Source organism: Dictyobacter sp. Z7_2 (assembly GCF_057551105.1).
The window spans coordinates 1,324,562-1,340,658 of sequence record NZ_BAAJPE010000002.1 but is presented as its reverse complement, the minus strand read 5'-3'; the positions used below and the strand labels follow the sequence as shown (position 1 = coordinate 1,340,658).

Sequence of the window (16,097 nt, the reverse complement as noted above, 5' to 3'; positions counted from 1 at the left end):
GGCATGCAAGCGGCGATCACCTTCACGTGCAGATGCTAATTGAGGATACTGTATGAGTGATAATTGGATGCAGGATGCTGATCGTAATAAGCAACAAGTAGATAAGAATACTCCTCCAAAGACAGGAGGATTGTTAAGTAGTTATAAATCTCAGCAAGGGGATGCGAGCCCACCGAAGTCTCCAGGGGTAAATCCTCCCCCATCATCAATGGAGCCAGGCAAAAAGAGGACAGGGCTATTGGGAGGTGCATATCACCAGCAGTCTTCAGTAGAGCCGGTCAAGAAGAGGACAGGATTACTCGGAGGTGCATATAATCCGCCCTCTCCTTCCCCCCAGGTGCCAGCGGCACCATCACAAGCACCATATGCTGGAGCCAGGCAGCAGATACCGCCCGCGCCAGTCTCTCAAGTTGGTGCTCCAATGTTGTCACAACAGCCGGCAGGAGGTCCAGGGGCTGGACAACCACGTCGTGGTGGTTTGTTATCTAATGCGGCGAGCCGCATTCATCAATGGTCCGGTAGAATGGCTTCTGTAGCAGGATATTCGGTACAGCCACCAGCTCCTTATCTGGATCGTTATCGTCCGCAACAAGCACCGATGCCCATGGGTATGGGTGTGAATGCTCCTGTAATAAAGCAGCAACCCAAGCGCTGGAAACGCTCCAAGCCTCTGCGTATGTATCAGCATATTCAGAAGCGTCGCCAGAAGATGCGTGCGGGACCCTCGCGGGCGATTTTGATCAGTGTAGCAACTCTGGCAGTTCTCGTTATTTTTGCTTCCTTCGGAACGACAGCCTATGGCTATACCTTTTATGTGCAGCAAGCGCCAAAAGTTTCGCAGTATGCCAATCAACAGATCCCTCAGGATACACGTATTTATGATCGCAATGGCGTGTTGCTCTATGATGTTTACGATAATGCCACCTCGGTCTACGATGGCCGCCGGGTAACTGTCACGTATGACGAGATTCCTAAGGTCATGCAGGATGCCATGATCGCTATTGAGGATAAAGACTTTTGGACGAATGCAGGTGTTGATCCATTGGCAATCATTCGTGCGGGCGCTAGTAGCTATGGTGGTGGAAGTACGTTGACACAGCAGATCATCAAGAACATGACGCATGATACCGATCATACTGTGACACGTAAGTTGGACGAAGCGGCCATGGCAATCTCGTTGACGCAGGAATATCCTAAAACTAAGATTCTAGAAATGTATTTCAACATAGCTCCCTTTGGTGCACAAACGTATGGTATCGAGGTAGCAGCTGAAGATTACTTTGGCATCAAAATGGACTGCCATGTAGCCAATGAAAAATGTATTCCGGCGATCTCAAAGCTTTCATATAATACAGCGACCAAGAAAAATGATCCTATCCTGGGCTTGGCGCGAGCGTCTTTTCTTGCTGCTCAACCGAACGGGCCGACGATTACAGATCCCACACTGGGAGCCGCCAATGTCACAAGAGCATTGGCACGTCAGAAGCTTGTGCTGAATGCCATGATCCAACAGAACATGACCGTGGGCGGCGTGCCGATTACCCCGGCGATGGCTCAGGAAGCCGAAAATCTGATGGCAAAGCAAAAGTTTTCTCCCTATATACGCAACAAGCGTGCTCCTCACTTTGTCGACTGGGTGGTTCGTCAGGTTGAGGATGCTCTGGGCGGTGGTAGTGCGGGTGCCTATACTTTTATGACAGGGGGATATAATATTCAAACGACTATTGACGTCAACCTTGATGAATATACTGATGCGGCTATCAAACGCCATCTGGATCAACCAGAATTGCAGCTATTTCCTCCTCCTGCCCATTATGGAACGTTGAGTACGGATAATAATGTCAATGATGGTGCGGCGATTGTGCTGGATGCCAAGAATGGCGAAATTTTGGCGATGGTTGGAAGTGCTGACTATAATGATAGTGATATCAAAGTTGGCGGTGAGTATAATGTAGCTGCCCCGCCCGGTAAAGATACTGGACGTGCTCCCGGATCGACATTTAAACCGATTGAGTACGCTACGGCTTTTGAAGCTGGTTGGTATCCGGGCATGATTGTCCCCGACCAACTTACAGCCTTTCCTAATGGTATGGCTGCTGGAACGCCAGTTCCTACCTCGATTGATAAAGTCGATGACAAATCAAATTTATACGTTCCCCCCGATTATGGTAATTCCTTTCATGGATCGTCCATCGGATGGACCATTCGCCTTGGTACTGCTAACTCTCTGAATGTGGCTGCGATGAGAGCGATGCAATATGCTGGAACAAGTAATGTCTATGATACTGCCAAGCGCCTGGGCCTTACGACCATCACGAATAATGGCATGGCCTGGGGCCTGGGCGCGCAAAGCGTGCCTTTGATCCAGATGGCAGACGCGTATCAAACCTTTGCGAATAATGGATCGCGGGTACCTACACAGGGCATCTTAAACATTTATGATAATCAGGGGGATAATCTATATCACTATGACGAGAATAAGCCACCCGCATCGCGTGTGTTTTCCCCTCAGATCTCATATATGATGACCTCCGTATTGGAGGATGAGCCAGCTCGCTCCTTTGAGTTTAGCGGGGACCATGATCTGTCATTTTGGGATAAAGATGGTACCTGTGGCAGTGTTGCTGAATGTCCTTTGCAAGTAGCGGCAAAAACTGGTACAACTGATGGCTATAAAGATAACTTGACGATTGGCTATACGCCCGATGTAGTTGTTGCAGTGTGGGTTGGTAATGTGAACAATGAATCTATGACGGGTGTAGTGGGTATTACAGGTGCAGCACCGATCTGGCATAGTGTGATGGAGCGTACTCTGGGGTGGTGTAATGTCGCCAGTGATAATATTCCTTGTGGACCAGATTATAAATTTCGTTTTTCAAGCAATCCTACCAGGACATTTACCAATCCAGGCGGCGTTAGCAAACAAACGACTTCCATTCTCACAGGATTGATGGGCACTGGCGTGTATGATTACGTTATCGATGGTCAGGCTCCTCAACAAGCCGGCGCGGTTCCCGTAACCACTACGACAACTACCAATCCAACCAATCCAAAAAGCCCAACCAATCCAAAAAGCCCAACCAATCCTTTTAATCCTTGAAGTAAGAAAAATTGACATTCCTTTGTTAAGATGTACAGCTATTCAAAATATCGTAAATAATTTGTTTAGCTGTACATAGCAATATTCATAGCAACTACTCAGGAGAATCCTAGAATGCAGGAGAAACGGGATAGCCAGCCAGAGCACTTTGTGCGATAGGAAGAGCGTATGATCTTGTTTTCTTATGCGCAAGAGAAGCTTTTTGAGTTTGCCAAGCCAAATTTATATTAGATTTAATTGTCGTTTCATAATTTGTGATCGATTAATGCTTATTGGTCTAAGTATGTCAGTAATGAGTATGTAAACAAATTCTTGATGGTAAAAGGTGGAGATTCTTTCGTTAAAATCACCAGCAATGAATAGTGAAATTAATACCTGGTTATGTGTTTTACAATTGAGGTATCAGTTTTATTATTCATTGCTGGTGATTTTTATTTATAATGACTTATTAATCTTGAAGTTAGTGAGTCAAGAAACGTATATAGATGCTGTATCTACCCTTCCCCAATAGCTCCATTGTATGGCTTGTACTACACCAAACATGTACACATACATCCCACTTACAGGAAGTGTACTAGTATATTCGACTGAAGAGCCGCCAATATCGTTAGTAATTGTGCCTCCTCCGCCTGCCAAAGATGCTCCTAACTGGCAATGATTGACGACACCGACATACATAGATAAAGCCGTACATTCCCCATAAGCATTTCCGCATCCATCTAAATACAGATAAACATTACCTATGTAGGTATGGGTTCCCTGGTCATAAATATTTTGATGGTAAGCGGTTGTCCAGTTACAATTTTGTGTAGTATGTAAATGTTGTGCTGAAGCAGCGGATACTGTTTTTGTTGACAGGACGCTAATGCTCAAAATGAGTATAAGCGCGAGAGTAAATAAAAATGCACGTTTCATTCGAGAGAGTCCCTTCTAATCTTACAATAAATAGAGGTTATTGGCTAAGATGTTGCAGGAGTATAACATATACTCTGGCCACGCTTATAAGCATAATATATTTATTTATTTAAGTCAATATTTGCATTTACTTAAAATTATAGGTAGTGTTCTATTAACTGGTAAACGAGCTCAACATCATTTTGCGAGGTCAATCTCTTGATTGCTTAGCTGATTTAGAACTCGGAGAGCGGTCGAACCCGTTTATATTCTCTCTTCTTGGTAACCTGCTAGAGACTGGGACAATCTTTCTCCTCTTGCGGCCATTCCGACGATTTCGCGATGCGAACTTTTCAATGGTATTCTCGGCGTCTTACTCGCGCGCAAAACGGTATATCATTATTTCTGTGTCTGGAAACACAACGGTGTCTGCTAGCACGCCATGAACAGCTTGTGCAAACAAGCTCGAATGATTCTCAACCGAGATGAAGAACCCAGTGTCGCAATCACTGGTAGCCAATCGATCAAAACCAGTCCGGGTGAAGTATCAAGCGTGGGTTCAATATCGGGAAAAATCTGGAGATACAAGTGCCATGATTTTGGTTGAAATACAAGGCTTTTTCTTGGCGATCAACGGCTACACTGCAGGTTTGGTCGACCGCTGTGGGTTTTTGTTACTCTTTGAACTATTGTTGGAGTCACGCTTTATAACGTTGTTTCTTCTATGGCTTTCCCTGAAAGTAGAAGTTCATCAGAGCTATTTACCTTGTTTTTTGGTATGCTCTTTGTAATTTTTGCGTATTTATATAATATAATATAATATAATATATATTTAATTATATAATGCGCCTATAATATTATTTTTGAACTAACGTATGTCAGATGTTATGAGGGCCATTTTCTGTTTCACGAATAAAACCATTGAAAATATATGATATCCTTTCTTTCTCTCTCTTCCATCAAAATTTAATATCCCAGATGTTGTGCCAAAGGTCTTGACAATCGACCTCGGAGAGTGCTATTCTGTATTTGCAGTCTCCGCGAGAGACTGCTAGCAATCGTAGTTGACAGATGTTGTATCATCCGTGCATACCCATAAACAGTATGCCAGGAGGATACAGCAAGACAATCGAGGAAAGCAAGTACATGACACCTCTGAGCCCACGCAAACAGCAGATCTTGCGTGCGCTGGTCGAAGAATACATTTATAATGCGACGCCGGTGGCGTCGGAGACCCTGGTACGCAAGTATACTCTTCCATTCAGTTCTGCAACCGTGCGACACGAACTGGCTGGATTGGAGGAGGCGGATCTCATTCACCAGCCACATACCTCTGCTGGTCGTGTACCTACTGATCTTGGCTATCGCTACTTCGTAGAGCATTTAATGCAAGAATCGGCGTTGCAGCTTGATGAGCAACGATTGATTCGTCACATGTTCTATCAGGTGCAGGATCAATTGGATCAATGGGTGCGACTCACAGCCTCAGTTATGGCACGCTTATTGCATAGCGCAGCCGTCATGACACCACCTCGTTCCAGCGAAGGGCGTTTCAAGCACTTTGAAGTACTCTCGGTCACCGACTTGTCGGTTCATCTGGTACTGGTTTTAATGGATGGGTCGATTCAGCAGCAACGGCTTCTCTTAGAGACACCTGCGCATCAGGAAGAATTGAGTGCTATTGCAGCTCGCCTCAACCCATTATTCCAGAACAAAAGCGCCGATGAAATCAATGAGTTTCTGGTGACATATGAGCCAGCTCCGGTGGAGCGGATCATTTCGAACGGAATTGTTCGTATCCTGGAGCAAAATGGTGATATGCAGGGGAACGTCTTCTTTGGCGAAGATATTGTGAATATCCTCGACCATACAATTGTAACTCCCTCCGATATACGGATGGCACCCGAAGAAGAGCGTGCTGAGCGTATTCGGAAAATGATTGAAGAGCTTGAACATAAACGCCTGCAAAAGGTAATGGACGATATTGATCAGAAGCGCATCCTGCCAGTGCTCGCCTCCCACCTGCCCTCTTCCGAGGGGATACAGGTGATCATTGGAGGGGAAAATCGTTGGGATGAAATGAAGGATGTTAGTTTAGTCCTGGCACGCTACGGGCAGCACGGTAAAGTTGGTGGCATGCTAGGGATAATCGGTCCGACGCGGATGCAATATGGTCGTGCAATTGCCGTTGTACGGTATATGGCTCAGGTGATGGATGAATTATTGGCTGAAGTTTATGGATATGATGAGTCCTAACTCAGGTAGTATATATAGATTTTTTTAGGAGGCAACTGTGCCAAAGGTTATTGGAATCGATCTAGGAACAACAAACTCATGTGTGGCTGTAATGGAGGGTGGAGAGCCGGTAGTAATTCCCAACGCAGAGGGTGCACGCACAACGCCGTCTATTGTGGCTATCAACAAAAGTGGTGAGCGCCTGGTTGGTGAAGTTGCAAAGCGTCAGGCAATTACAAATCCAGAAAATACTGTTTATTCAATTAAACGTTTTATGGGCCGTAAGTTCGATGATCCCGAAGTTGATCGCGACAAACGCTTGATGCCTTATCGTGTCGTTCGCGCCAGCAACGGCGATGCCTGGGTTGAGGTTCAAGGGAAACAATATAGTCCCCCCGAAATCTCCGCAATGATTTTGCAGAAATTGAAAAACGATGCAGAAGCGTATCTGGGCGAGCGTGTGACACAGGCTGTCATCACGGTACCAGCATACTTTAACGATGCTCAGCGTCAGGCCACACGCGACTGTGGTAAGATTGCTGGCCTGGAAGTACTGCGTATCATCAATGAGCCGACTGCGGCCTCACTGGCTTATGGTCTGGACAAGAAAAAAGATGAGCGCATCGCTGTATATGACCTTGGTGGTGGTACATTCGATATCTCGATCCTTGAGCTCGGCGATGGCGTGTTTGAGGTAAAGAGTACCAACGGTGACACACACCTTGGTGGTGATGACTTCGACCAGCGCGTGATCACATGGTTGGCCGATGAGTTCCGTAAGGAACAGGGCATCGACCTGCGTCAGGATCGCATGGCCCTCCAGCGCTTAAAAGAAGCCGCTGAAAAAGCGAAAAAAGAATTATCAAGCTCGATGCAGACCGAAGTTAATCTGCCCTTTATCACTGCCGACGCCAGTGGTCCAAAGCACCTGGCTGTAACGCTCTCACGCTCGAAATTGGAGCAATTGGTTGAGGATCTGGTTGAGAAATCCCGCGTTCCTGTTACCAAGGCTCTTTCCGATGCTGGTGCTCGCTCTGGCGACATCGATGAGGTCGTACTGGTTGGTGGTCAGACGCGTATGCCCGCTGTACAGACACTGGTACGCCGCGTCTTCGATCGCGAGCCCAATCGTGGTGTGAATCCGGACGAAGTGGTGGCTATTGGTGCTGCTATCCAGGCTGGTGTCTTGACTGGTGACGTCAAAGACGTTCTCTTGCTCGACGTTACACCATTGTCCCTGGGTATTGAGACATTGGGTGGTGTCTTCACGCGCTTGATCGAGCGCAATACCACAATCCCAACGCAGAAGAGCCAGGTCTTCTCTACTGCCAGCGATAGTCAGCCAAGCGTGGAGATCAACGTGCTTCAGGGCGAGCGCGAATTTGCCAAAGATAATCGCTCGTTAGGTAGCTTTGTGCTGGATGGTATTCCACCTGCCCCACGTGGCGTTCCTCAGATCGAAGTTATCTTCGATATTGACGCCAATGGTATTGTAAATGTATCCGCTAAGGATAAGGGCACCAATCGCGAGCAGAAGATCACGATTATGGCCTCCAGCGGTCTCTCCAAAGACCAGATCGACAAAATGGTCAACGATGCTGAGTCCCATTCTGCCGAGGACAAACGTCGTAAAGAAGAGGTTGAAGAGCGCAATCTGGCTGATAGCGCTGCCTATCGCTCTGAGAAGAGCCTCTCCGAGATCGGTGATAAGATCTCGCCAGAGCAGAAGAGCGAGCTCGAAGGTAAGATCGCAGACGTACGTACAGCCCTTTCTACTGATGATGTTGAGCGCATCAAGTCTTCTCGTGAGGAGCTTGAGCAAGCCTTCTTCAAAATCAGTCAGGCTATGTATGGTCAGGCCGGACAGCCTGGTGGACCAGAGTTCGCCGATGGTCAGCCTGGACCTGATGCAGGACAGACACCTCCAACGGGCGATGACACCATCGAGGGCGAATACAAAGAGATGTAGTTGACGAGGGAGGATTTCATTGGGATGTGAGCGACGTTTTCACCAATCCATACAGCCTCCTCAGTCTGAGAGGGTAGCATTTTTGTTACCCTCTCCTTCCTTTGTTTTTGGAGCACAGATAGACAGAGGTACTCAAGGAATCAATAGTAGAAAATATTGCTACTTGGGCTATTCTTATTGCTTCTATTTTGTGTCATGATGTATTCTTAGAGAACGGCTGATTGTGTGCAATAGCAGCGAGAAAAGGGACTGGCGTGGTTGATTTTCGACCTTTGGTTGATCTGCTCCTGCTGGCAAATTATATTCGATCTATTTCAATGAAGAATGGTGCTCTGCACTCAATGAATGCAATACAGTATACGTCTTATAGAGTAGATATGTGTTTTTCATCCAGTAGCGCGGATACGTTCGCGCCCTGTTTCTGAGGGTAAAGGACCAGCAGATGGCCGCAAACAAAAGAGATTATTATGAGGTGCTGGGGGTATCGCGCAATGCGACCGACGATGAGATTAAAAAAGCTTTCCGTCGACTGGCTAAGCAATATCACCCTGACGCAAATAAAGAGCAGGGAGCGGAGACCCGCTTTATCGAAATCAATGAAGCTTATGAAATCTTAAGTGATCAGCAGAAGCGTTCTGCCTATGATCGTTATGGTCATGCAGGAGTAGGCGCGGGTGCAGGTGCAGGCGCTCAGGGCTTCGATTTCGGTGGGTTTAACAACCTCAATGACATTTTTGAGACGTTCTTCTCCGGCTCTTCTGGTGGCACACAACGCCGTTCAGGCCCTCAACGTGGGGCTGACTTACGCTATGAATTGACGATTACCTTCGAAGAAGCGGTGTTCGGTTGCCAAAAAGAGATCGAACTTCCTCGCTGGGAGACCTGCTCGACGTGCCGTGGTAACGGTGCTCAGCCAGGAACATCGACCCAGCGTTGTCCAGCTTGTCAGGGTTCGGGCGAGATTCGGCGTGTCCAACAATCGATCTTTGGTCAATTTGTCAATGTCACAATGTGTGAGCGCTGTCGCGGTGAGGGCCGGATCATTACGACTCCTTGTGAAAAGTGTCGTGGTCAGGGCCGCGTCCGCAACAATCGCCGCGTTGTAGTAAATATTCCAGCTGGAGTTGATGACGGTATCAACGTTCGTGTCACGGGTGAAGGCGAAGTAAGCGCTCGTGGTGGCACTCCGGGAAACCTCTATGTCGTATTGACAGTGAAGTCCCATGAGTTCTTCAAACGTCAGGGCAATGACATCATCTACGAGCTACCGATCAGCTTCACGCAGGCGACTCTAGGAGATGAGGTAGAGGTGCCTATCGTGGATGGGAAGACAACTACCCTGAAGATCCCTGCCGGGACACAGAGTAGCCGCTCATTCCGTCTCAAAGGCATGGGCGTGCCTGTTGTGCACAGTAGCGCTCGTGGCGATCAGCATGTGATTGTGAAGGTGGTGACACCTACCAATATAACGGCTGAGCAGCGTCACCTGCTCGAAGAATTTGCGCGTATCGAACAAGAACAAAATGAACAAAATGGTAAAAACATTTTTCGTGACCTCTTCGAAAAAACGAAGGATGTTTTCCAGTAGGCTGTAGTCAGCCAATAAGGGAGGGTGAGTAGCCTGGTGATTGCTTATCAGGCTACTCACCCTCCCTTTGTTTTGTGCGTGGAGGAGAGGCATTGGGCCAGATTTGACGCATGATTGCCTCGTGCTAGCGTCGACGTTTGGAGATGCCTTCCTCTGTAGTATCGGTACTGATCAGCTCATAGAGTAAGGCGTGCCCTTCCTTTGGTCGCAAGATGCGTCCCAGGCGTTGGATGTATTCGCGTTTCGTGCTGTTCCCACTGACAATAATTGCTACGCGACAATCGGGCACATCAACTCCTTCATTGAGCACACGTCCCGTGGCGAGCTTCGTATAGTCGCCGCTACGAAAACGTTCCAGGATGGTACGGCGCTCTTCTGTGGGCGTTTTATAGGTGATGCTGGGTATGCAGAAGCGGCGACTGATTTCGTCGACGACGTAGTTATATTCTGAGAAGATGATGGTCTGATCGTTGTGATGCTCCAATAGGAGGCGCTCGATCTCGGTATATTTGGCGGGCGCGTTCATGGCGATATTGCGTGCTTCGCGCCAGGCCAGCATCGCCTCGCGTGCTTCGGGATCGCGTGCGCTCATATAGATAATCTTCTGCTGAAAATCCTCTGGACTGCGGATGATAATGCGTCGACGCTGGAGGAATGAGCGATAGAGGCGTCTTTGTTCCGTGTAGCGTTCCTGCTCTTCTGGACCCAGAGCGATGTTGATCTGCTGCTCACGATACTGTGCTAAGAAACGTCCTTCGGTGAGTTCCGACGGTGAACGGCGATAGACCTCCGGTCCAATCAGCTCCTCTAACTCAATATGTGCCATATCGCTGCGCTCGGGTGTGGCGCTGAGTCCCAGACGATAGGGTGTAAAGGCACTTTCTGCGATGAGTCGATAGGTTGGCGCAGGCAAATGATGACATTCGTCGAAGATGAGCAAGCCAAACTTTTGCAATTCACGAGGATAAAGCGCTGCCGAGTCGTAGGTAATAATCGTGATCGGTTTGAGTTCTTTCTCGCCGCCTCCGAACATCCCAATCTCCTCAGAGGGCACAGAGAGCGCAGCTGCCAGCGCCACACGCCATTGCTGTAAGAGATCGATTGTGGGGACAACCGCCAGTGTCCAGACCTGCGTGGCGTGGATGGCTGTGGCCGCCACGAACGTTTTCCCGGCTCCTGTGGGTAAGACCACAACTCCGCTATTGTGAGCCGTTTGCCACGCCGCTAAGGCTTCCTGCTGATAGGGACGCGCTTCCAGTGCTAGTTCCGTCTTGAATGGCAAAGCTGGTCGCTCCTCGAATGCGACCTCAAAGGGAGTATGCTCCTGCTGCAAAGCCAGTTTGACCTCGCTAAAGTGAATGGGGAGTGTCCGCAAAAAATGCGCACGAGCATCCAATTTCATCTTATCTGTGATGTCGGAGGAGAGATGAGTGCCGAAAAGGGTCCTGAGAAGTTCAATGCGCGATGCTTTATCCAGAGTATCAGGTGGAATAATAGCGAGATCGCGACCTCGGTGATCAATAATTGTCGTCGTCAAACCGCAACTCCTAACTCCCATCAGCACAGACACTGGCACGTGGAAATTTGTATCGATGTATCCAGTGAGCATTGTACAGATTCTGTTTCCGGTTGTCAATTATTAGATCTTCGGGAACCTTTTGATGTGAGAATGCTGTATACATGTATGAATAGACCTTGATTGTATGAATAAAGTACACGAAAATTTTATGCATCATCCAGCAGGAGTAATCACATGGAAAAGAGAAGAAAATGGACTCAACGTGCCAAGCACGCTATTATCCTGGCTGCAAAAGAGTCCCAACGCCTTGACGCGCCTTATTTGGGAACCGAACATTTATTGCTCGGACTGCTCAGAGAAGATGGGGGATTGGCTGCCAAACTGCTCACAGAACAAGGTTTGACTCTTCCTCTGACACGTCTTTATGTCAAGCGTATGATTAGTCGCCGTCCGGAGCTAGAGGGAGAGGGATCTGGTATACCTACAGAACATCTAAAAAAAGCTTTTTCCCTCGCTGGCAAGACCGCTCAGGAGATAGGACATGGTTATATAGGCACCGAACATCTCCTCCTGGGATTATTGCGGGAAGGTGACGGCGTAGGAGCTGGAGTTTTAATGAAGCAGGGTCTTGATTTAGATGATCTCTATCAGTCGGTGTTAAATTTGATTGATATTACTCCTCAACGAGATCAGAGACGCCGTGTGCAAATTTCTCTGGTAGGTGCAGGGGTGCTGGTACTTGCGGTGCTTGCTTATGTGTTATCCAGACAGCGATCTGTTGGAAGGTAGTTTTGTAAAGTGGTTTTGCTGTGGATACAATGATCCTGTTTACTCTGTGGTTGGCGGGCCTGGGCGCAGACCTATCTGCGCTTGCAGGTCACGAGCCACGCTATACGGATCACGTTCATGCTTTGCCACCTCTTCGATGCGAGTGGTCCATTCAGTCGTATCCAACTCGTGTTGCAATGCTCGGGAGACTGTTTGCATTACGAGTTGCTGGATCTCGCTTTTGAATTGCTGTTGTGCTCGTTGGATCAGGGTTCCGCTCTCTTGCAGAAAGAGGTAATGTGCATGGATGGTGTCAATGAGTTCTGGGATGCCCTGTTCTTTGAATGATGATGTTTTACGTACGGGAATGGTCCAGTCTGGTTGCTGAGCTTTTCGCAGTCTGGAATCAAAGCTCAGCAGGGCGGTAAGCTCAGCAGCGGTCTGATCAGCGCCGGGCTTGTCGGCTTTGCTGACGACAAAGATGTCTGCGATCTCCAGGATGCCCGCTTTGATGGCCTGGATGTCGTCACCCATGCCCGGTGCGACGGTGACCAGGACTGTCTGAGCGGTACGCATGACGTCGACTTCAGCTTGTCCGGTGCCGACCGTTTCGATGATGATTGGATCATAGCCAGCGGCATCCATGGCGCGTACGACGTCTCTGGTTGACGTTGAGAGGCCTCCTAGATGTCCGCGACTGGCCATGCTGCGTATGAAGACATTGGGATCGCCTGCGAGCTCCATCATGCGAATACGGTCCCCAAGGATGGCTCCGCCGGTGAATGGACTGGAGGGATCAATGGCGATTACTCCTACTTTTGCATCGCGTTTGCGCAGCTCGCGAACCATACGTGTCACTAACGTACTTTTGCCGGCTCCGGGCGAGCCGGTGATGCCGATGATGTGGGCCTGACCATCATGCTGATAGAGTTCTGCCAGGTAACGATGAGCCTGGGGAAGTTCATTTTCAATCAGAGTTACCATACGTGCCAGTGCACGACGATCGCCATTGAGGAGCCGTTCAACGATGTTATCCACGGTGCTACCTATATCTCGGTCAGGCGTTCGGCCTGGATATTTGTTCGTACAAATGTGATGATCTCTTCCATCGATGTGCCTGGACCAAAGCAGCCTTTGATGCCCATCTTCTCGATGGCTGGAATGTCCTCATCCGGGAGGATGCCTCCGGCTGCGATCAGGACATCATCGACGTCGTTTTGCTTGAGGAGCGCGACGATCTTGGGGAAGAGCGTCATATGCGCTCCAGAAAGGATACTGATTAAGATGGCGTCGACGTCTTCCTGGATGGCAGCTTCAACGATCATCTCTGGTGTCTGACGAATGCCTGTATAGATTACTTCCATGCCGGCATCGCGCAATGCTCGGGCAATCACTTTGGCCCCACGATCGTGTCCGTCGAGTCCCGGCTTCGCGACTAAGACACGGATTGGACGCGTACTCTGGATTTCAACCATACAAACTCACTCCTTGACTCACGTCATCGTGAGAACTCTTGTTACGATGTCTGTGCTGGAGCGCTGCTTCATAAAGCGCGTAAATTGCCTGCTCCTGTTCTTCGTACAGCTCGTTCTGGCGTGCTTTCAATTCTACATCAGGCGCTGATGGACTGCAAGCGTGCATCAGCAGTCGTGCCCGGCTGATAATTCTCTCCTTTGCAGTATACGCTGTGTTGATTGGTATGGGCAGCTGGGATAAGACGTATTGTTCTATTTGTGGCTGTACCCATTTGTATGCTGTATGGAGTACGTAGATATATTCTTGCAGTACCCTCGAGTTGAGCAGTGCCAGGAAAAAATAGAGTTCATCTTCGAGCGTAAATTTTGGACCCGGGCTATTGAGTTTCCAGATGGAACGTTCATTTAATTGCAGAATATAGAGTGTCTGAAGCACAATGTGTCCCTGTAGATCCAGAGTTGCGCGGAGCTGGCCCGCACTTTTAATCAGGAGGATTTTAGGCTTGAGATAGCGTTCAAGAGGCTTCATAATATTATCCCGGGCAATCCAGCCGCTCCCTCTGGGTATTTCATATGGATGAATGTCTATGCCGCCGCGAAGGATCGGATACCAATAGGGCTGTTTTTGCGTGGACAGGCCAGGTACGATCTCCTCGATGAGGAGGTGACTACTTTTGCTTAATTCTTCGCCACGCCTGATGATGATACATTCTCCCAAAGATGCGAGTGTGCGAGCTGCTGGATTATGTATCTGAGTGCTGTTTAACTGGTTATGTACATATTCGATGAGTGTCTCTTTAACTGTACTGAGTAAATAGCGTAATTCAGCGCCGGGCTGCTTCATCAGTAGAGTTTGTGCGATGTGGTTATCCATGTTTGGACTGCTATGGATGGCTTTTTTGAGTTCTTGATTTTCTGTCCAACGTGATCTGTGCCAGGAAATGACGTGCCGTTTATGCGGAGGCTTTTTCTGAGCGATAATTACAACGGCACCTACATAAGCTGTAAAGACATCAGCCAGGTGCCAGATATGATGAATCGTTGTCTCAGTCAGCAGTCGTTCTCTTTCGCGTGTAGCATTGGCGCGGGCAAGCATGGAATCGGGCAAGACCAGTCCAATCCAGCCTCGCGGACGGACGATCTGGAGCGCCAGGTTTAAAAAGAGCAGGTAGCTGTCAGATTGTCCGCGTTGATGGGTGGAGCGGTAACCACTTAGATCGTTATTTTTTGAAGCCAGATAGGGCGGATTCGCCAGAAAGAGATCGATGTTTCCGCCTGGCTCCCAGGGAAAGGCCAGCCCATCAGCTTGATGGATATGGAGCCGTTGGAGCGATTTCCCATGTGGATGGGTTGTGGCGAAGGTTGAGTGGAGCTGAAGTTCTGCTAACATGCAGGCGATTGGGTCAGGATCGAAGCCCCAGATGTTGCGTTGGATAGATCTGGCCACTTTTTGACTCGAAAGAGTGTTCTGCTCTCCATAGGCGAGCAGACGACGTGTTGCTCCGGCCAGGAAATTGCCGCTGCCACAGGCAGGATCGAGCACACGAAGATGCGAGATGTTCCGTTCCGACGTGTAGCCGCAGGCATCTAGAATTTGATCGACGAGAAAGGGTGGGGTTGAAAAATGTCCACGCAACTTACGCTCTCGTGTTGGTAGATTGCTCTCATACCACTGCAGAAGATCATGTTGTTGTGTCATTAGCTGGAGCGCGTCTATCTTTTTTTTGTAGCAACTGTAGTGCCTCCCGCGCGGCTAAGCGACCAGCCTCTTTAATGCTTGATGCCCTTCCTGTTCCTAAGATCTGCTCATTTTCGAAGACACCAACAAGAAAGACACGGTCGTTATGACGACCACTCTGCTCAAGTACGCGATAACGCGGTAAAGTGCCTGTACGCTGCAAGATGATTTTTTGTAAACGTCCCTTGGGATTAGTGTCGAGGGTGTGAGTGCTGACCATTTCAACCATCGGAAACACTGTCCGCGTGACAAAGACCTGCGCAGCCTCGGTGCCTTGATCGATATGAATGGCTCCCACGATTGCTTCAAGTACATCAGCGCACAGAGAATCGCGTGAGCGATCATTGAAGGTGCGTAGATTGGCGATGTCGACACAGATAAAGGGGAAGAGTCCGAGATTTTGTCCGACCTGAGCGAGGACGCGACGGCTTACGACCTCAGATTTTAACGCAGTCATTTCGCCCTCCGATGCATCAGGATGGGTTCGGTAGATGTATTCAACCACATGAGCACTGATGATAGCATCACCCAGGAATTCAAGCGTGTCATAGGAGTCGTGCACAGCCGTATCCGGGCAACAAGAGTGGTGTGTGATTGCCCGTCGTAAAAGTGTACGGTCATGAAATGTAACCTGAAGCACTGTTTCCAAATCATTCAGGTTGGCTGCTCTCTCTGAGTCGTTCATATATCCTTATTATAGCATAGTTTTGGAGAGAGATTATGGCTGGAAAAATTGCGTTATAATAGTGGTAGAGGATGTTATCTTGTCAAATCAGATACTGGTCACGAGCTTTATGTGCTTATTGAAGGT

The 16,097-nt window shown here is 48.6% G+C and carries 11 protein-coding genes; 5 read left to right on the top strand and 6 right to left on the bottom strand.

Annotated features, from left to right (window positions below):
• Positions 1–52: 52 nt before the first annotated feature.
• Positions 53–3,100 carry a transglycosylase domain-containing protein gene (locus tag AC27N8_RS18990; protein ID WP_487068963.1) on the top strand — a complete coding sequence of 1,016 codons (3,048 nt, stop codon included), beginning with the start codon at positions 53–55 and terminating at the stop codon, positions 3,098–3,100.
• Positions 3,101–3,568: 468 nt separating this feature from the next.
• Here AC27N8_RS18990 and AC27N8_RS18985 read toward each other — a convergent pair whose 3' ends face one another.
• Positions 3,569–4,015 carry a hypothetical protein gene (locus AC27N8_RS18985; protein WP_487068962.1) on the bottom strand — a complete coding sequence of 149 codons (447 nt, stop codon included), beginning with the start codon at positions 4,013–4,015 and terminating at the stop codon, positions 3,569–3,571.
• A 1,125-nt stretch (positions 4,016–5,140) separates the two neighbouring features.
• Between AC27N8_RS18985 and hrcA the strand changes: the two genes are divergently transcribed.
• The 3 genes from hrcA (at position 5,141) to dnaJ (ending at position 9,786) form a co-directional block, all read left to right on the top strand.
• Positions 5,141–6,250, top strand: coding sequence for a heat-inducible transcriptional repressor HrcA (gene hrcA / locus AC27N8_RS18980; RefSeq protein ID WP_487068961.1), 1,110 nt, complete (start codon positions 5,141–5,143; stop codon positions 6,248–6,250).
• A 37-nt stretch (positions 6,251–6,287) separates the two neighbouring features.
• Positions 6,288–8,198, top strand: coding sequence for a molecular chaperone DnaK (gene dnaK / locus AC27N8_RS18975; RefSeq protein ID WP_487068960.1), 1,911 nt, complete (start codon positions 6,288–6,290; stop codon positions 8,196–8,198).
• 442 nt (positions 8,199–8,640) lie between these two features.
• A complete protein-coding gene (dnaJ, locus tag AC27N8_RS18970; protein WP_487068959.1) occupies positions 8,641–9,786 on the top strand; it encodes a molecular chaperone DnaJ in 1,146 nt (381 codons plus the stop codon).
• Between the two features lie 124 nt (positions 9,787–9,910).
• Here dnaJ and AC27N8_RS18965 read toward each other — a convergent pair whose 3' ends face one another.
• Positions 9,911–11,323 carry a DEAD/DEAH box helicase gene (locus AC27N8_RS18965; protein WP_487068958.1) on the bottom strand — a complete coding sequence of 471 codons (1,413 nt, stop codon included), beginning with the start codon at positions 11,321–11,323 and terminating at the stop codon, positions 9,911–9,913.
• 216 nt (positions 11,324–11,539) lie between these two features.
• On the opposite strand from AC27N8_RS18965, the gene AC27N8_RS18960 reads away from it, so the two are divergent.
• Positions 11,540–12,094 carry a Clp protease N-terminal domain-containing protein gene (locus tag AC27N8_RS18960; RefSeq protein ID WP_487068957.1) on the top strand — a complete coding sequence of 185 codons (555 nt, stop codon included), beginning with the start codon at positions 11,540–11,542 and terminating at the stop codon, positions 12,092–12,094.
• Positions 12,095–12,133: 39 nt separating this feature from the next.
• Here the strand turns inward: AC27N8_RS18960 and meaB are convergent, their stop codons facing one another.
• Genes meaB through rnc form a run of 4 tightly spaced genes read right to left on the bottom strand, consistent with a single transcriptional unit; the run spans position 12,134 to position 15,971 of the window.
• Positions 12,134–13,111 carry a methylmalonyl Co-A mutase-associated GTPase MeaB gene (gene meaB / locus AC27N8_RS18955; RefSeq protein ID WP_487068956.1) on the bottom strand — a complete coding sequence of 326 codons (978 nt, stop codon included), beginning with the start codon at positions 13,109–13,111 and terminating at the stop codon, positions 12,134–12,136.
• Positions 13,112–13,119: 8 nt separating this feature from the next.
• Positions 13,120–13,548, bottom strand: a complete 429-nt coding sequence (locus tag AC27N8_RS18950; protein WP_487068955.1) for a cobalamin B12-binding domain-containing protein — start codon at positions 13,546–13,548, stop codon at positions 13,120–13,122.
• Entirely contained in the window at positions 13,541–15,247 is a 1,707-nt protein-coding gene (locus AC27N8_RS18945; protein ID WP_487068954.1) for an N-6 DNA methylase family protein, read from the bottom strand. The genes AC27N8_RS18950 and AC27N8_RS18945 overlap by 8 nt, the downstream gene beginning before the upstream one ends.
• Complete coding sequence (gene rnc / locus AC27N8_RS18940; protein WP_487068953.1) at positions 15,231–15,971, bottom strand: ribonuclease III; 741 nt, start codon at positions 15,969–15,971, stop codon at positions 15,231–15,233. The genes AC27N8_RS18945 and rnc overlap by 17 nt, the downstream gene beginning before the upstream one ends.
• Positions 15,972–16,097 lie beyond the last annotated feature (126 nt).